General features: G+C 65.3%; 18 protein-coding genes. 9 read left to right on the top strand and 9 right to left on the bottom strand.

Features of this window, described 5'->3' with window-relative positions:
- Positions 1–29: 29 nt before the first annotated feature.
- Positions 30–1640, top strand: a complete 1611-nt coding sequence (locus XH92_RS07625) for an acyl-CoA synthetase (protein ID WP_194461160.1) — start codon at positions 30–32, stop codon at positions 1638–1640.
- 46 nt (positions 1641–1686) lie between these two features.
- Here XH92_RS07625 and XH92_RS07630 read toward each other — a convergent pair whose 3' ends face one another.
- From XH92_RS07630 to XH92_RS07645, 4 genes are read right to left on the bottom strand one after another with little or no spacing between them, the layout of a single operon-like run.
- Complete coding sequence (locus XH92_RS07630; RefSeq protein ID WP_194458684.1) at positions 1687–2199, bottom strand: SRPBCC family protein; 513 nt, start codon at positions 2197–2199, stop codon at positions 1687–1689.
- A gap of 32 nt (positions 2200–2231) precedes the next feature.
- Positions 2232–2699 carry an SRPBCC family protein gene (locus XH92_RS07635; protein WP_194458685.1) on the bottom strand — a complete coding sequence of 156 codons (468 nt, stop codon included), beginning with the start codon at positions 2697–2699 and terminating at the stop codon, positions 2232–2234.
- On the bottom strand, positions 2692–3156 hold the full coding sequence (locus XH92_RS07640; RefSeq protein WP_194458686.1) for an SRPBCC family protein: 465 nt from the start codon (positions 3154–3156) through the stop codon (positions 2692–2694). The genes XH92_RS07635 and XH92_RS07640 overlap by 8 nt, the downstream gene beginning before the upstream one ends.
- A complete protein-coding gene (locus XH92_RS07645; RefSeq protein ID WP_194458687.1) occupies positions 3149–3463 on the bottom strand; it encodes a helix-turn-helix transcriptional regulator in 315 nt (104 codons plus the stop codon). Before XH92_RS07645 ends, XH92_RS07640 begins: the two co-directional genes overlap by 8 nt.
- Positions 3464–3583: 120 nt before the next feature.
- On the opposite strand from XH92_RS07645, the gene XH92_RS07650 reads away from it, so the two are divergent.
- The 3 genes from XH92_RS07650 to XH92_RS07660 all read left to right on the top strand — a co-directional run bounded on the left by XH92_RS07650 (position 3584) and on the right by XH92_RS07660 (position 6397).
- Positions 3584–5026 carry an LVIVD repeat-containing protein gene (locus XH92_RS07650; RefSeq protein ID WP_194458688.1) on the top strand — a complete coding sequence of 481 codons (1443 nt, stop codon included), beginning with the start codon at positions 3584–3586 and terminating at the stop codon, positions 5024–5026.
- A gap of 7 nt (positions 5027–5033) precedes the next feature.
- Positions 5034–5576 (top strand): hypothetical protein, encoded by a 543-nt coding sequence (locus tag XH92_RS07655; RefSeq protein ID WP_194458689.1) that lies wholly within the window; start codon positions 5034–5036, stop codon positions 5574–5576.
- A gap of 203 nt (positions 5577–5779) precedes the next feature.
- Entirely contained in the window at positions 5780–6397 is a 618-nt protein-coding gene (locus XH92_RS07660) for a LysE family translocator (RefSeq protein WP_050426284.1), read from the top strand.
- 29 nt (positions 6398–6426) lie between these two features.
- On the opposite strand, the gene XH92_RS07665 is transcribed toward XH92_RS07660, so the two are convergent.
- The 3 genes from XH92_RS07665 to XH92_RS07675 are packed head-to-tail and all read right to left on the bottom strand — an operon-like array spanning position 6427 to position 10699.
- Entirely contained in the window at positions 6427–7350 is a 924-nt protein-coding gene (locus tag XH92_RS07665; RefSeq protein WP_194458690.1) for a xanthine dehydrogenase family protein subunit M, read from the bottom strand.
- Positions 7347–10028, bottom strand: a complete 2682-nt coding sequence (locus tag XH92_RS07670) for a molybdopterin-dependent oxidoreductase (protein ID WP_194458691.1) — start codon at positions 10026–10028, stop codon at positions 7347–7349. The genes XH92_RS07665 and XH92_RS07670 overlap by 4 nt, the downstream gene beginning before the upstream one ends.
- Entirely contained in the window at positions 10025–10699 is a 675-nt protein-coding gene (locus XH92_RS07675) for a TetR/AcrR family transcriptional regulator (RefSeq protein WP_194458692.1), read from the bottom strand. The genes XH92_RS07670 and XH92_RS07675 overlap by 4 nt, the downstream gene beginning before the upstream one ends.
- 192 nt (positions 10700–10891) lie before the next feature.
- Between XH92_RS07675 and XH92_RS07680 the strand changes: the two genes are divergently transcribed.
- The 4 genes from XH92_RS07680 to XH92_RS07695 all read left to right on the top strand — a co-directional run bounded on the left by XH92_RS07680 (position 10892) and on the right by XH92_RS07695 (position 12877).
- Positions 10892–11125, top strand: coding sequence for a hypothetical protein (locus tag XH92_RS07680; RefSeq protein ID WP_097671814.1), 234 nt, complete (start codon positions 10892–10894; stop codon positions 11123–11125).
- Between the two features lie 9 nt (positions 11126–11134).
- Positions 11135–11314, top strand: coding sequence for a hypothetical protein (locus XH92_RS07685; protein WP_194458693.1), 180 nt, complete (start codon positions 11135–11137; stop codon positions 11312–11314).
- Between the two features lie 284 nt (positions 11315–11598).
- The gene (locus XH92_RS07690) at positions 11599–12687 is read left to right on the top strand and encodes a PepSY domain-containing protein (protein ID WP_246788531.1); all 1089 of its coding nucleotides are present in this window, start codon (positions 11599–11601) and stop codon (positions 12685–12687) included.
- A 7-nt stretch (positions 12688–12694) separates the two neighbouring features.
- Positions 12695–12877 (top strand): hypothetical protein, encoded by a 183-nt coding sequence (locus XH92_RS07695; RefSeq protein WP_194458695.1) that lies wholly within the window; start codon positions 12695–12697, stop codon positions 12875–12877.
- Positions 12878–12911: 34 nt separating this feature from the next.
- Here the strand turns inward: XH92_RS07695 and XH92_RS07700 are convergent, their stop codons facing one another.
- Both XH92_RS07700 and XH92_RS07705 read right to left on the bottom strand, forming a co-directional pair.
- Complete coding sequence (locus tag XH92_RS07700; RefSeq protein ID WP_194458696.1) at positions 12912–13388, bottom strand: MOSC domain-containing protein; 477 nt, start codon at positions 13386–13388, stop codon at positions 12912–12914.
- A 291-nt stretch (positions 13389–13679) separates the two neighbouring features.
- Positions 13680–14477: an N-formylglutamate amidohydrolase gene (locus XH92_RS07705; protein ID WP_194458697.1), complete on the bottom strand. Its 798-nt coding sequence runs from the start codon at positions 14475–14477 to the stop codon at positions 13680–13682.
- A gap of 104 nt (positions 14478–14581) precedes the next feature.
- Here XH92_RS07705 and XH92_RS07710 point away from each other — a divergent pair, with 104 nt between their 5' ends.
- The gene (locus tag XH92_RS07710; protein ID WP_194458698.1) at positions 14582–15484 is read left to right on the top strand and encodes a transglutaminase family protein; all 903 of its coding nucleotides are present in this window, start codon (positions 14582–14584) and stop codon (positions 15482–15484) included.
- Position 15485: the final 1 nt, after the last annotated feature.

The following is a 15485-nucleotide window of genomic DNA, read 5'->3' on the forward strand; positions in this document are numbered from 1 at the left end:
GTCCGACGGCGATGGTCTACTCTGTAGCCATGCTTCAGGAAGCCGAGACCTACGACGAGCTCTACCGCAACTTCCGCTGGGACATTCCGGCGCACTTCAACATGGTGACCGCGTGCTGCGACCGCCATGCCGACGGCACCGGCCGGCTTGCGCTGATCTATGTCGACGAGGATGGCGGCACCACGCGCACCTCGTTCGACGAGGTCGCCGACGCCTCGCGCCGCTTCGCCAATGTCTTGACCTCTGACGGCCTGGTGCGCGGCGACCGCGTCGCGGTGTTCCTGCCGCAATCGCTCGAATTGCCGGTCGCGCATCTCGCGGCATTCCGTGCGGCGCTGATCTCGATCCCGCTGTTCGCGCTGTTCGGCGAGGACGCGCTCGAATTCCGCCTGTCGAACTCGGCGGCGAAGGCCGTCATCACCGATGAGGCCGGCTGGGAGAAGATCGCAAAGATCCGCGATCGCCTGCCCGAGCTGAAGAGCGTTTACATCGTCGGCGACAAGACGCCGGCGGGCACCAAACCGTTCTGGAGCGCGATCAAGGCGGCGTCTCCGGAATTCACCACCGTCGATACCTCGGCCGACGATCCCGCACTGATCATCTACACTTCGGGCACGACAGGCAATCCGAAGGGCGCGCTGCATGCGCATCGCGTCGTGCTCGGCCATCTGCCCAATGTCGAGATGTGCCACAACTTCCTGCCGAGGCCAGGCGACCTGATGTGGACGCCGGCCGACTGGGCCTGGATCGGCGGGCTGATCAACGGCCTGTTCGCGTTCTGGTATCACGGCATTCCGATGGTCGGCCACCGCGCCCGCAAGTTCGAGCCGCAGGCGGCGATGCAGATGATGGCCGAGCTTGGCATCCGCAACGTATTCCTGCCGCCGACCGCGCTGAAGCTGATGCGGCAGGCCGATGTAAAGAATGCCGGCGTCAGGCTGCGCAGCATCTTCACCGGCGGCGAGTCGCTCGGCGGCGAATTGCTCGGCTGGGTGCGCGAGACCTTCGGCATCGACGCTCATGAGGTGTTCGGCCAGACCGAATGCAATCTCGTGATCGGCAGCAACTCCAATCTGTTTCCGATCCGTCCGGGCTCGATGGGCCGCGCCACGCCGGGCTTCGACGTCCGAATCGTCAACGACAAGGGCGAGGAGATGCCGCGCGGCCAACGCGGCATCATCGGCGTGCGCCAGCCGTGTTCTTGCACCATGCTCGAGTACTGGCGCAATCCGGAGGCGACCGCGAAAAAATATGCCGGCGAATTCCTCCTGACCGGCGATCTCGGCGTCCAGGATGAGGACGGCTATTTCTGGTACGTCAGCCGCGAGGACGATGTCATCACCACCGCCGGCTATCGCGTCGGGCCGTCCGAGATCGAGCACACGCTGATGAAGCATCCGGCGGTGGCGATGTCGGCGGTGGTCGGCATTCCCGATCCGATCCGCACCGAATCGATCAAGGCCTGGATCGTGCTGCGGCCGGGCCATGCGCCGAGCGACGCTTTGGCGCGCGAGATCCAGGAGTTCGTCAAGGTGCAGCTCGCCGCCCACGAATATCCACGCTTCGTGCAGTTCGCCGACAGCCTGCCGATGACGGCGACGGGTAAGGTACTGCGGCGCGAGTTGAGGGCGCTGGGCTAACCTCCACTGTCGTCCCGGCCTTCGCCGGGACGACGGTGGAGTATGTTCACGGCATCGGAATCCCCAATTCCTTCAGCGCGGCCAGCATGCGCGCTGGCGGCTGCATCGGGATCACCATGGCCTTGCCGGTTTCCATGAGGCTCTTCAGGCTGGAGAGGATCGCCGGCCAGCCGGTGCGGCCACCGGACAGGATGTCGTCGCTGATCGGGCGGTCATGCGATTGCAGCAAGGTCAGCTTCACCCCGTCGCCGGCCGGCTCGATCTCCCAGGTGACGAGCGTCGGCCCGAGTTTTTCGACCAGCTGCGGCCAGTTGACGTTGAAGGTGACGGTCAGCCGCCTCAAGGGATCGCACTCGATCACCTCGCCGGAGATGTGCAGCGCGCCGTCGGGCGTGCGCACGATGTAGGCGCCGCCGGTCCGAAGATCGACCTCGACCGCGTTGCCGGAGAAATACTGCCTGCTGAGTTCGGCATTCGTCAGTGCCTGCCATACCTTCTCGGGTGTCGAGGCGATGTAGATCGCGTAGACGATCGCCGGTTTGAATTTCTCGATGTTCATGTCTGTCCGCGTCCGTCGATAGATTTTCATTGTCATTCGAAGCCGTCGATCCCGAGCGCGACAGGCGGGATCGTGAACGCCTTGCCGGTCTCGAGCAGGCTCTTGAGCCCGGACAGGATCGCCGGCCAGCCCTTGGAGATGCCGTCGAGCAGCTTGCTGCCGACGCCGAAGCCCTCATGGGTCACGGTCAGCTTCACGATCTGGCCGAACGGCTCGATCGTGAATACGACTTTCGTTGCCGGTTCCTTGCGCATTTCAGGGTCGGCCTCGTGCTTGAACGTGTAGGCGAGGCGTCGCGGCCGGTCGGCCTCGAGGATCTCGCCGGTGTCGGTGGTCTTGCCGCTCATCACCAGCGCGAGCGGCGAGCCGACCTTCCAGTCCGATTTCAGCTCGGTGTCGAACCAGTACTGCCGCGTGAATGCGCTCGATGTCAGCGCATCCCAAAGCTTGTCCGGCGTGGTCTCGATGTAGGTGACGTAGACGAATTCGGGCTTACGCATGGTAGGCCTCCCTGGCGCCGCTGGTGAGCAGGTCGGCCGGCAATTCGCGTCCGGTCTCCAGGAAGCTCTTCAGGCTTGCAATCACCATCGGCCAGCCGCCGGAGATGTCGCGCAGCGTCTTCGGACCGAGATTGTCGTGCGTCATGGTCAGCTTGACCACTCCGCCGTGGGGTTCGATGTCGAAGGTCACGCGTGAGATCCCCTCGCGCTCGACGCCTTCCTTCACGACGTCCCAGCTGTAAGCGAGCCTCTTGGGTGGATCGGCGATCAGCACCTCGCCCTGCACCGCGCGGCGGCCATCCTTGGTGAGATGGTAAGGCGAGCCGACCTTCCAGTCCGAACTGATGCGATAGCCGAACCAGAACCGTTCGGTGAACTCGCTCGATGTCAGCGCATGCCACAGCTTGTCGGCCGTGGTCTCGATATAGGTGACGTAGACGTAGTCCGGCTTACTCATCACGCTTCTCCAATTGTTTCTTCAATTCGCTGAGCGCGGCGAGTTTCCCGCGCTCGAACTTCCTGATCCACCGCTCGCCGATCTGATGGATCGGAACCGGGTTGAGGTAGTGCAGCTTCTCGCGGCCATGCTTGATCGTGGTGACGAGGTTGGCCTCCTCGAGAATCACAAGGTGCTTGGTGACGGCCTGACGCGTCATGTCGAGGCCTTCGCAGAGCTCGCCGAGCGTCTGCCCGTTCTGATCGTGAAGCCGGTCAAGCAGCGTCCGCCGTGAGGCATCCGCCAGCGCTTTGAAGACTTCATCCATGGGTTGGATAATAGGCAACCAAATGGTTGCATGTCAAGAGCGTGTGTTTGGGCGCCGGTATCGCCGTGCTAGCGTTCCGCGCAGCCAACGCAGATTGGTGTGGAACTCGGGGTGGTGCGCATGGATGGTCGCGTTACGGCGGTTTGCTGCACGCTTCTTCTTGTCCTGCTCGCGAATGCTGCGAGCGCGCAGCAGCCGATGATCGGCGACCCGCCCGAAGCCTCCAACATGCGGCTGGTCGGAACCAGCGATTTGCAGGCGCGCAGTGCCTATCAGCCGACCATCCATCACCAGGGCGACAAATGGATCGCCTATATCGGCCATCACGGCGGCACCGACGACATTCCCGATCCGGTCAATCCGATGACCGGCAAGGCCGAGCCGAACGGCACTTCGATCGTCGACGTCACCGATCCCGTGCATCCGAAATATCTGCGGCACATTCCCGGGCAGGAAGGCAAATACGAATCCGGCGGCGCGCAGATGGTGCGGATCTGCGACGGCAAGGATCTGCCGAAGGGCGATCGCGACGCGGTCTACATGCTGCGCACCTTCGGCAGCGAGGCGCATGAGATCTGGAACGTTGCCGATCCCGCCAATCCCGTGCTCGTCACCCGGATCGGTGGGCTGAAGGACACGCACAAGAATTTTTGGGAATGCGAGACCGGCATCGCCTACCTGGTGTCGGGCGCTCCGGACTGGCGTACGCGGCGCATGACGCAAATCTATGATCTCTCCGATCCCGCGCAGCCGAAGAAGATCAGGGATTTCGGCCTGCCCGGGCAGGAGCCGGGCGCGACCGGTGCGGTGCCGACCGAACTGCATGGGCCGATCTCGACCGGGTCGCAGGGCAACCGCGTCTATTTCGGCTACGGCACCGACAAAGGCGGCTTCCTGCAAATCGTCGATCGCGACAGGCTCCTCAACGGGCCGAAAGAGCCGACGCCGGACAATCTGAAATTTCCGGAGATCGCGCGGATGCCGCTGTCGGCGATGAACGGCGCGCACACGGTGTTTCCGATGCCGGACATGCCGATCGCGGAGTTCGTCCATGACAAGGACGGCAAGACCCGTGACATCGTGATGATCGTCGACGAGGCGATCCAGAACGAATGCGGCGAGGCGCGGCAGATGGTGTGGTTCGCCGACGTCACCACCGAAGCGCGGCCGATGATGATTTCGAGCTACACCGTGCCCGAGGCCTCCGGCGCGTTCTGCGCGCGCGGTGGCCGGTTCGGCTCGCATTCGTCGAACGAGAGCATGGCGCCGGTCTATTACAAGAAGCTGGCCTTCATCGCCTTCTTCAACGCCGGCGTCCGCGCGCTCGACATCCGTGATCCCTATCACCCGAGGGAAGTCGGCTATTTCATTCCCTCCATCACCGCGGCGACCGACAAGCGCTGCGTCACCATCGACGGCACGGACCGCTGCAAGGTTGCGATCCAGACCAACAACGTCGAGACCGATGAGCGCGGCTACATCTATGCGGTCGACCGCGCCAACACCGGCTTGCATATCCTCGAACTGACCGGCGCAGCGCGCGCCATCGCCGGTCTGCCGTGAGCGAGCGATGATGCGCTCGTGGCCGATCATCGCGGCGATGTTCCTGGCGCTCGGCGGCCTGTCCGCCGTGGCCGGATACGAGATGGCGCCGCCATTGGCCGCGCAGTGGCGCGAGATCGCCTGGCCGTTCCCGCGCGACGGCTGGCCCGCCGGCCGCGCCTTCCGCTGCGGCGCCGCGGAGTGCGGCGCTGAGGTCGAGGTCTATCTCAGGCCAAAGCTCGGCTTCTGCAATTGCGACAGCGGCGTCGCCGATGACGACGAGGTCGATCGCGTTTCCGACGTCGACATGATCAGCGCGCGCTTTGTGGCGCCGAAGGCGGGAGAGGGAGTGCGCGTGGCGGATATGCCGGGGCGGATCAGGGCGTATGACGTCGAGACGTTCAAAGGAAAGCGCACTGCGATCGGCATCGCAGTGTCGCATCGTTGCGATCTCATGGCCGTGGCGGCGCAGGGTGGTGGAGATGCGGCACGCGTGCGGCAAGCGACGTTGAAATTTCTGGAGACGCGAGAGATCAGGACGTGGGTGGCGACAGCCATGGAAGGCCGTTGATCTGCCCGTCTCTCGCATACGAAAACGGTGTCGTCACCCGCGAAAGCGGGTGACCCAGTATTCCAGAGGCGCTGATGTTCAGCTGACAGGCCGCGGCGTACTGGATACCCCGCTTTCGCGGGGTATGACAGAGATGAGCAGGAGCCGCTTCCTCTTCGCCCGTCCTATGTGCATAATTCAGTTTCAATGTCAGTGAGCCCCCGATGTCCCTGCAAGCCTATTTCGCCTTCGTCGCCGCCTGCATTGCGCTGGCGCTGCTGCCTGGTCCGATCGTCACGATGGTGATCGCCAACGGGCTGCGCTACGGCACGCGCGCCGCGCTCACCAACGTGCTGGGCGCGCAGGTCGGCCTCGCCATCGTGATCGGCATCGTCGCGGTCGGACTGACCTCGCTGATGGCGACGATGGGCTACTGGTTCAACTGGGTGCGCTTCGCCGGTGCCGCCTACCTGGTCTGGCTCGGCATCAAGCTGATCCGCTCGCCGGTCGAAGGTGTCGGCACCGACGACAAGCCGCCGCCGCCGCGCGGCGGGTTCTTCCTGCAGGGCTTTCTGGTGCTGCTCTCGAACCCGAAGGTGCTGGTGTTCTTCGGCGCCTTCATTCCGCAGTTCATGGACATGGACAAGCCGCATCTGCCGCAGGTGGCGCTGCTCGGCGTCACCTTCATGGCGACCGCGGTGCTGACCGACGCCGCCTACGCGCTGGCGGCCGGCCGCGCCCGCAAATTTTTCTCCAAGGAGCGCACGCGGCTGATGTCGCGCATCTCAGGCGGCTTCATGATCGGCGGCGGCATCTGGCTGGCGCTGACCCGGGCCCGCTGAGCCTGTGCGCCGGAACGGTCGCCTGCACGTTACGCGGCGATCCGTTCGACGACGTCACGCACCAGGCCCGTCAGCAGGTCGAGCTTGTATCCGGTCATCGGCAGCGGCCTGGCCCCCGATGTTGCCAGCTCGGCGGCTTGCGCGATGGTCGGTGCCTTGGCGGGCTTTCCCTCCAGCGCGGCAGCGCTTGCCGCAAGACGCAGCGGGACCGGGGCGATACCGCCGGCGGTGATGTGGACCTCGCGAAACACGCCGCCTTCCATCACGGCCCGCACGCAGATCTCGACCAGCGGCCATTCCGCATGCGTCCGGCTGATCGCGCGCTTGTACAGCGCGCGCTCGCCGGCCAGCGGAGCAGGGAGCTCGATCCGCTCGATCCGTTCGCCCGGTGCGAGCAGATTGTCGGCGGTGCCGTTGCTGCCGTCGCCGAGCAGATCGGTGACCGACAGTCCGCTGCGCCGGTCCGTGACGATCTTCGCATCATAGGCCAGCAGCGCCATCGCCATGGTCGAGGGATGCGGCGCCACGCAGGGGCCGAGATCGAACGCGACGTGATAGAGATGATTGCCGGATCGCGCCGGACAGTCGGAGCCGCCCTTCTTGAGGCAGCCGATCTGCGGATTGCGGAAATACCAGCAGCGCGAGCGCTGCGCGAGGTTGCCGCCGAGCGTCGCCATGTGCCGGATCTGCGGCGTGGCAAGACCCTGCGCGGCAGCAGTGATGCCGGGATAGGCCTGGGCGAGCCGCGCGTCGGATGCGATCGCGGCGATCGCGGTCAGCGCGCCGATGCGCGCAGCGCCGTCCGCGCCCCATGTAATCCCGATCGTATCGGGGCTGGCGGTGAGATCGATGATCGATCCGCACGACAGGCCGCTGCGGCGGCGCTCCGACAGGTCGGTGCCGGCGGCACGGAATTCAGGCGCGGTTAATACTTCTGCGGTTGCGACGCTCATGCGGCATCCCTCCCTTTCAGCGCGGCGACGATGCGGTCGGGCCGGATCGGAATCTCGGTGAGGCGGACGCCGATCGCGTCGTGGATCGCGTTCGCGACCGCGGCCGAGGTCGGCACCGTCGACGCCTCGCCGATGCCGACGCTGTTGCCGAGCACATGATCGAATCCGGCTTCGTCGAAATGGACATCGATCTCGGGCGTGTCGGCGATCCCGGGGATGCGGTAATCCTCCATTCCCGCGGTCAGCACGTCGCCGCTGGTCGGGTCGAGCTCGCGCGCCTCGTAGAGCGCGTAGCCGAGGCCCTGGATCACCGCGCCGCAGGCCTGGCTGTGCGCCAGCGCGGGCGCTGCGATCTTGCCGACCGCGATGCCGGTATGCACGTTGAGCACGCGGACATGGCCGAGCCAGGTGTCGACTTCAACCTCGATCACCTGCACCGAGCTCGGTACGCCGGCGCCGACCGCGATGTTCGAGAAGCGGCGCATCATCCAGCCGAACACCATGCCCATCAGGCCGACCTCGCGTAGTGGCGAGCGGATGCCGGGCGCGGTGTTCTTGCCGTCCTCGCCGCGCGTCTCCGCGACAGCGATGTCGGGCGAGCGCGCGATCAGCTCGCGCCAGGGCGCGTTCGAGCCGGGCGCGGGCTTTCTTGTTGCCTGTTCGAGGATCGCGGCCTTCAGTTTCCGCACCGCCTGCAGCGTCGGCGGCATCACCGAGGCGGTGACGCGGCTGCCGCCGGAGCCGGGTCCCTCGGGCAGCGACGAATCGCCGATCCGCACGTCGATGTCGGCAGGCTCGAGATCGAACTCGCGCGCGATCGTATCGGCGAGCACGCTGCGGGTGCCGGTGCCGATGTCCTGCGTCGCGGTGCTGGCGACGACGCGGCCGCTCTTGACCGCGACCTCGACCTTCACGTTGGGCTGCCAGAGATAGAGCCAGTAACCGGTCGCCACGCCGATGCCGCGGCGATAGCGGCCGTTCTGCTGCGGCTTGCGATTGCGCCAGATTTCGAGCCCGGAGGCCCAGTCGTACAGCCGCTGACGGTTGGGATCGGGATCCCACTTCTTGCGCAACGCGATCGGATCGACCTTGAGCCGCAGCGCCGCCTCGTCGATCGCCTGCTCGACCGCGAATGCCATCGGCGGACCGCCGGGGCCGCGGAAGGCGGCGCCGGGCGGCAGGTTGCTGATGACGTCGAAATCCGAAAGGTCCTTCGCCTCGGCTGGATAGATCAGCCGCGCCAGGCCCGCGATGGTCGAATTGGTCGCAGCGCCCGTATCGGCATGCGCGGTGACGGAGAGGGCCTTCAAAGCGCCTTGCTCGGAGGGGAGCAGCGCGACCTTCAGCTCCGCGGCCGGCCGATAGCCGGCGACCGAGAGCTCTTCCTGCCGATCGTAGGCGACCCGCACCGGCGCCTTCGCCTCGCGCGCGAGCTCGATCGCGGCGATGGTCTCGGTGCCGAGGCTCGCCTTCGATCCGAAGCCGCCGCCGACGTGATCGGCGATCACGCGGACCTTGTCGTGATCGAGCTTGTAGCGCTTTGCGATCTGCTCCTTGAGGTGAAACACTTGCTGGGTCGATGCGTGCAGTGTCAGCCGGTCGCCGTCGAAGCGCGCCACCGCGGCGTGCGGCTCGAGGCACGCATGCTGTTGCGTGGCAGTGCGGAAGGTGGCTTCGACCAGCAGCTTGTTGTTGGCCTGGCGCGCCTCCTCAACCCAGTTGCGGGCCTTCTTGGCGCGGGTCGAGAACACCGCGGTCGGCCCGCGGATGTTCTGCTTCCAAGGCGCCGGCCCGCCGGCCGCCTCCGAGACGTTGCCGGCGCGCTTACGGCTCGCTTTGTCGAACACCACAGGCGCGCCGTCCTTGCGTCCGGCATCGAGCCCGACCACCGCGGGCAGCTTCTCGTAGGTCAGCTTGATCGCGGTCAGCGCGACCAGCGCCGTCTTGCGGTCCTTTGCGGCGACCGCCGCGATCGGTTCGCCGACATAGCGCACGATCCGGTCGTCGCCGATCAGCGACACCGCGGCAACGCCGGCGAGCGCACGCGCCGGCGCCAGATCGAGCGCGGTGATGCGGGCATGCGCCTCGCGCGAGCGCAGGATCAGGCCTTCGAGCTGGCCGTCATGGTTGACGTCGACGGTGTATTTCGCGGCGCCCGTCACCTTGTCGCGCGCCTCGACGCGAGGTGCTGCGACATTGTCGCCGTCGAAGCGGCCGGCGCAGGCATCGGCCACCGCGCGGAAGATCCCGTCATAGGCGCCGCAGCGGCAGAGATGGCCGGACAGCGCCGCGCCGATCTCCTCGCGGGACGGTACCGCCGTTCCCCTGGTCGCGCGCCAGCGGTCGCAGAACGCGGTCGCTTCCACGATGAAGCCCGGGGTGCAGAAGCCGCATTGCAGGGCATCGTGCGCCATGAACGCCTTCTGCACCGGATGCAGCCTGGCGGCGCCGATGCCTTCCACCGTCGTCACGGCCTTGCCGGCCGCGGCCTGCGCCGGCATCAGGCAGCTTGCGACCGGCGCGCCGTCGACCAGCACCGTGCAGGCGCCGCAAACGCCGGCGCCGCAGACGAGCTTGGTGCCGGTGAGCTTGAGCTGGTCGCGCACGATGTCGATCAAGAGCGCATCGGGATCATCGGGCAGGGATTCGACGCGGCCGTTGACGGTCGTCGTGGTCATGACTGTCCTCCAGTTGTCCTGCGTGTCGGCTTTCTTGCGGTCGCCGCCTTCTTGACGGGCGGCTGTTGTGATTTCGACGAGGACTTTGGCAAGGCGCCGGCGCAGAGCGTGCGCACCATGATCGCCATGTCCTTCAGGAACGCGTCCGACGGCTGCATCGCCGGATATTGCGACTTCGCTGCGTACATCGACATCTCGACCAGCCGCGCGAATTCCGCCGGCGAGAGGTCCTGCGGCAGCGCAAGCTGCTGCTTGCGCACGACTCGCAAGATGGTCTCAATCATGCGCTCCGCATAGCGTGCGGCGTAGGTCTGGTAGAGGTCGCGCGCGTGCACGAGGTGCTCGGAATACAGTTCCTCGAGATGCGGCGAGCCGTCCAGCGAGGCGATCATGGTCGACATCCGCGCGGTCATGCCCGCGGCAAGGATGTCGCCGAGATTTCCGCCCGCGCTCTCCGCCTCGGTAACGGCCGTCTCCTCGGCCGCGATCGCGGACTCATGCACGCGCTCGATCACGGCGCGGAACAGCGCTTCCTTGGACTCGAAGTGATGATAGAGCGCCTGCCGCGTCAGGCCGGCGGCTTCCGCGACCTGCTCGATCGAGGAGCGACGAAAGCCGTGCCGGCGGAACACCAGCATGGTGGCATCGAGAATGCGGGTTTTCGGTCCCATTTGACGATTTTGACAAGTTCAGGAGAACTGTCAAATCGCGATTTGGTGAGGGCGGCGCCGCGCCCCGGCGGCGGCCGTCTCGCCTGTGTGAGCCACGTCACGGATCGCCGCGCGCCGGCTGCGTAATGCTTCGTCATGCAAGGGCGAGCCTGATCGCCCCGAGCTTGCGAGGATACGCAGATGGCCCAGGACATGACACAGGTCTATTTCCACTGCTCGAATACGCGCGGCGTGCTGATGGATCGCCGCGGCACCTCGGTGACCAGCCTCGCCGAGGCCTGCGAGGCGGCGACCCGCATGATGCGCTCGCTGGTCGCAACGGTCAGTCTGGAGGACTGGCGCGACTGGGCCGTGCATGTCAGCGACGAGGACGGCGAGGAGATCGTCATCCTGCCCTTCGCATTCGTTCTCGGCAAACCGCACTGAGCGCGAGCCATGCTGTCGCTGAAGTCATCATGGACGCTTCTCCGCAGTGGCCTGAACGCGATCAACACCGGCTGGCGGAATTTGATCGCGCGAATGCGCGATCCCTACCGGCCCGAACTGCATTACATGCGCGGGCCTGGTCCCAAATGGCGTGCCAAGCATCTCGTCCACGCCGTGTCGGCCGGTTGAGCGCTGCGATCCCATTTAGAACGATCCTAAGCAGCCGCGCCGAAAATCGGGACGCATCGTCGCAGGTCCCGGACGCGCTCGTTGCGGGTCCGCAACACGATCAACGATAAGTCCAACACTGGACGGGTTCTAATCGTCGCGCGACGGCGCGCATCCTTCACCGTGTTAGTGACGACAGCAATGGAGACTCCGGAAATCAGGTAGCGAAGTTGACTGCGACGACCAAATCCCTGCGGCGATGGGGCGCCGTCCACAAATGGACCAGCCTGATCTGCACGTTGTTCATGCTGCTGCTCTGCATCACCGGCCTGCCGCTGATCTTCCACGACGAGATCGACGATCTCCTGCACAGTTCGGTCAAGCCGGCCGAGGCGCCCGCAGGCACGCCGCCGGCCAATCTCGATCGTCTGCTCGCCAACGCGCTGGCGCGGGCGCCGGGCAAGGTGCCTCATTTCCTGATCTGGGATCGCGACGAACCTGGCGCGATGTGGGTCAGCGTCGGCCCGACCATCGACGCCGATCCGACCAACAACCTCCTGATCCGGATGGACACTCATACCGGCGCCTATCTGGATTCCCCCGACGTGACCGGCCGCTTCACCTACATCATGCTGAAGCTGCACACCGACATGTTCGCAGGGCTACCCGGCAAACTGTTCCTCGGATTGATGGGGATCCTGTTCTGCGTCGCGATCATCTCCGGCATCGTCGTCTATGCGCCGTCGATGCGGAAGCTGCGCTTCGGTGCCTATCGTGCGCAGCGGACCCGCGTCGTGCGCTGGCTCGACGTCCACAATCTCGCCGGCATCCTGCTGGTGGCCTGGACGCTGGTGGTCGGCTTCACCGGGGTCATCAACACCTGGGCCGATCTCGTGCTCAAGATGTGGCAGTTCGGCCAGCTCGCCGAAATGACCGCGCAGTACAAGGACCGGCCGGTGCCATCGAAACTGACCTCGCTGAACGGCGCCGTCGAGGTGGCCCGGCATGCGGTGCCCGGCATGACGCCGAGCTTCGTCGCGTTCCCGGGCACGACCTTCAGCAGCAGGAGCCACTGCGCGGTGTTCCTGCGCGGCGATACGCCGCTGACCTCGCGGCTGCTGAAGCCCGCGCTGATCGATGCGGAAACCGGCAAGCTGACCGACACCCGTGACATGCCCTGGTATGTGACGACGCTGTTCGTCTCGCAGCCGCTGCATTTCGGCGACTATGGCGGCATGCCGCTCAAGATCGTCTGGGCGCTGCTCGACATCCTGACCATCTTCATCCTCATCACCGGCGTTTACTTGTGGATGCGCCGGCGCAAGGCGGGCGTGAGTCAGGAGCGCGCCATCGCCAACGCCGCCTCGATCGACAACCCCGCGCTCACGACGTGACATCAGCATGGTCGTACATCGTTCATTGACCCAGATCTTCGTCGCCCCGCTCGTCATCGCGATCCTGAGCACGGTGGGATTGATCGGCGCACTGGTCGGCGACGGCTGGTGGGATGCCGTCTCCTGGGCGGCGCTTGGCCTGCCGGTGCTGCTCTACCTGCTGTTCATCTGGCGGCGCCGACCGAATTGAGCGGACGCGAGCGCGCGGCTCTGGCCAGGGGCAATCAATCCGCTTGAACGAGATCGCCGATCGAAATAGTTCCGTCCGAGAGGACTTCGGCCCGCACGCCGCCCGTATCGCGATAAGCTTCCGCAAATCCGATCTTGCCTGCGACTGCGGATGGAATGTGGCATGGCTTGGTTGGTTCGGAGCCGCGTAGGCGCACGGCGCCGATGCGGAATTCCTTGCCCAGCAAACCATAAACGTCGACGCCTTCCACGACGATGTTCCGTCGCGTTTCATGCATTTCGAAGGGGGTAAGCCCGCGCCGGGCCAATTCTCCATTTGAGGCTTCGATGGCTTCGATGGTGATCAGGGAAACATGGCGCGCTGCCACGCGCGCCAATTTCGAGTAAGAGCCCTCGCCACGTTCGTATCGATCCCCTTCCAATCCCCGACCAGCAAAAGCCCGCACTGACGAGCACGTCTGCATCGGCTGTCCAATAGCAGGGGAGACAAAAAGACTGACAACGCTCGCCATGGGCTGACCTCGCATTGCTGTCTTGCCGAATTTCAATCGACACTGGATTGAGTTAGGAGCATAGGGCCCGTCCACACGGTAGGCAAATGGTATCGCGAAGCCGCCAAGTTCAGTCGACCGGTGGCGTGCGTTATTCCACGAGCGGGCTTCCCCCTTCCGCTCTTGGCCGTTCGCTCGGCCCTTCGCGACATCTTGCGGCGCCGCGCGACTCGGCCGTTAACGAGCGAAGCGGGTATGCATCGGCGCGTCACGCCACCAAATTTGTCGTGGGTACACGAGCTGGCACGCGCCCTAGACCAGCGCTTCCGCGCGCAGCGCGGTCTCGATCTCGCCGAGGATGCGCGCCAGCCGCTCGGCCCACGCGGTCTCACCGGCCTGGTCGGAGATCAGGTCCTGGCGGATCTCGATGCCGGAATTCATCAGGCCGCGCTGCTCGGCATGCACCGGGATCGTGTAGTCGGTCTCGTCGCTGACTGCATAAGGCTCGTTGTCGCCGACCACGAGATCGCCCTCGGCGCGCAGATGCTTCAGCAGCAACGGCGGCAGCGCCTTGTCGTGGTGATAGAGCGTACCGATGTGCCAGGGACGCGCGATGCCGGCATATACCGGCGTGAAGCTGTGCAGCGAGACCAGCACCGTCGGTATGCCCTGGCGCGCGCGTTCGTCGATGATCGCGTCGATGCGCCGATGATAGGGATCGAAGATCTGCGCGCGGCGCATCTCGGCGGCTTCGCGCGAGAGACCCTCATTGCCGGGAACGGTGGTGGCCTCGCTGATCAGCGGGACCGAGCTTGCGACATGCGGCGGGCGATTGCAGTCGATCACGAGCCGCGAGTAGCGCTGCGCGATCAGGTGCGCGCCGAGCCGGTCGGAGAGCTTCGTTGCGACGCCGGCGATGCCGATGTCCCAGGCGATGTGCCGGACGAGCTCGCTTTCGGGCAAGCCGAGATCGCCGAGCGGCGAGGGAATCAGCCTGCCGTAGTGATCGCAGGTGAGCAGGAACGGTGAGCGGCTGTCGGCATTATGTTCAAGAACCGGTGAAGCGTCGGTGCTTGCGAGCAGGAATGATGGACCACCGCCGTAATTCAAGGGCCTTTTTCCTCAACTTTGCCTATTCAAGCGGCATGCTGGTTTGGAATCGAGCAGCTTTATCTATAGATTATGCGGCTCGAAATCACGATGATTGTTTGAAGATGCCGCTCCTGACTATCCATCACAAGACCGTTTATCGCTACAAGCGCCCGGTGGCGTTCGGCGAACACCGCATCATGCTGCGTCCCCGCGATGGCCATGATCTGCGCGTGCTCGACAGCGCGCTCGCGATCGATCCGCAGCCGATGTCGCTGCGCTGGATCCACGACGTGTTCGGCAACAGCGTGGCGATCGCCACCTTCGACGAGCGCGCCGACACGCTGTCCTTTGTCTCGACCGCGACGGTGGAGCACAATGCGGCCGATACGTTCGCGCTGACGCCGGATGACGCCGCCTACTTCTATCCGTTCCTCTACGATGATGAGGAATTCCCCGATCTGCAGCAGTTCATCACGCCGCAATATGGCGACCCGAACGGCGAACTGTCGGCCTGGGCGCGGCGCTTCCTCGACGTCGAGGCGCCGACGCTGACGTTCAAGATCCTGAGCGACATGACGCATGGCATTCGCGAGGCGTTCAGCTATCGCAAGCGCTACGAGCAGGGCACGCAGCATCCACTCGACACGCTGCGGACCAAGTCCGGCACCTGCCGCGACTATGCGCTGTTCATGATCGAGGCGCTGCGCCGGCTCGGCATCGCCGCGCGCTTCGTCTCCGGCTATCTCGCGATGCCCCCGGGCAGCGCGCATGGCTATGTCGGCGGCGGCTCGACCCATGCCTGGGTGCAGGTCTATCTGCCGAGCGCGGGCTGGATCGAGTTCGACCCGACCAACGGCATCGTCGGCACGCGCGACCTGATCCGCGTCGCGGTGGCGCGCGATCCGCGCCAGGCGATCCCGCTGCATGGTGTCTATCTCGGCGCCGCGGATGCCTATCTCGGCATGGATGTCGACATCAAGGTCGTCTCGGTCGGCGAGAGTGCGGCGGAGCGGGAGACGGCCTGAC

Origin of the sequence: Bradyrhizobium sp. CCBAU 53421, assembly GCF_015291625.1 — a bacterium.
Taxonomy (GTDB): domain Bacteria; phylum Pseudomonadota; class Alphaproteobacteria; order Rhizobiales; family Xanthobacteraceae; genus Bradyrhizobium.

What these genes read in the sequence shown, in the direction of transcription:
- XH92_RS07625 (WP_194461160.1), top strand. Translation starts at nt 30, where the DNA reads ATGCTTCAGGAAGCCGAGACCTACGACGAGCTCTACCGCAACTTCCGC.
- XH92_RS07630 (WP_194458684.1), bottom strand. Translation starts at nt 2,199, where the DNA reads ATGAACATCGAGAAATTCAAACCGGCGATCGTCTACGCGATCTACATC.
- XH92_RS07635 (WP_194458685.1), bottom strand. Translation starts at nt 2,699, where the DNA reads ATGCGTAAGCCCGAATTCGTCTACGTCACCTACATCGAGACCACGCCG.
- XH92_RS07640 (WP_194458686.1), bottom strand. Translation starts at nt 3,156, where the DNA reads ATGAGTAAGCCGGACTACGTCTACGTCACCTATATCGAGACCACGGCC.
- XH92_RS07645 (WP_194458687.1), bottom strand. Translation starts at nt 3,463, where the DNA reads ATGGATGAAGTCTTCAAAGCGCTGGCGGATGCCTCACGGCGGACGCTG.
- XH92_RS07650 (WP_194458688.1), top strand. Translation starts at nt 3,584, where the DNA reads ATGGATGGTCGCGTTACGGCGGTTTGCTGCACGCTTCTTCTTGTCCTG.
- XH92_RS07655 (WP_194458689.1), top strand. Translation starts at nt 5,034, where the DNA reads ATGATGCGCTCGTGGCCGATCATCGCGGCGATGTTCCTGGCGCTCGGC.
- XH92_RS07660 (WP_050426284.1), top strand. Translation starts at nt 5,780, where the DNA reads ATGTCCCTGCAAGCCTATTTCGCCTTCGTCGCCGCCTGCATTGCGCTG.
- XH92_RS07665 (WP_194458690.1), bottom strand. Translation starts at nt 7,350, where the DNA reads ATGAGCGTCGCAACCGCAGAAGTATTAACCGCGCCTGAATTCCGTGCC.
- XH92_RS07670 (WP_194458691.1), bottom strand. Translation starts at nt 10,028, where the DNA reads ATGACCACGACGACCGTCAACGGCCGCGTCGAATCCCTGCCCGATGAT.
- XH92_RS07675 (WP_194458692.1), bottom strand. Translation starts at nt 10,699, where the DNA reads ATGGGACCGAAAACCCGCATTCTCGATGCCACCATGCTGGTGTTCCGC.
- XH92_RS07680 (WP_097671814.1), top strand. Translation starts at nt 10,892, where the DNA reads ATGACACAGGTCTATTTCCACTGCTCGAATACGCGCGGCGTGCTGATG.
- XH92_RS07685 (WP_194458693.1), top strand. Translation starts at nt 11,135, where the DNA reads ATGCTGTCGCTGAAGTCATCATGGACGCTTCTCCGCAGTGGCCTGAAC.
- XH92_RS07690 (WP_246788531.1), top strand. Translation starts at nt 11,599, where the DNA reads ATGCTGCTGCTCTGCATCACCGGCCTGCCGCTGATCTTCCACGACGAG.
- XH92_RS07695 (WP_194458695.1), top strand. Translation starts at nt 12,695, where the DNA reads ATGGTCGTACATCGTTCATTGACCCAGATCTTCGTCGCCCCGCTCGTC.
- XH92_RS07700 (WP_194458696.1), bottom strand. Translation starts at nt 13,388, where the DNA reads ATGGCGAGCGTTGTCAGTCTTTTTGTCTCCCCTGCTATTGGACAGCCG.
- XH92_RS07710 (WP_194458698.1), top strand. Translation starts at nt 14,582, where the DNA reads ATGCCGCTCCTGACTATCCATCACAAGACCGTTTATCGCTACAAGCGC.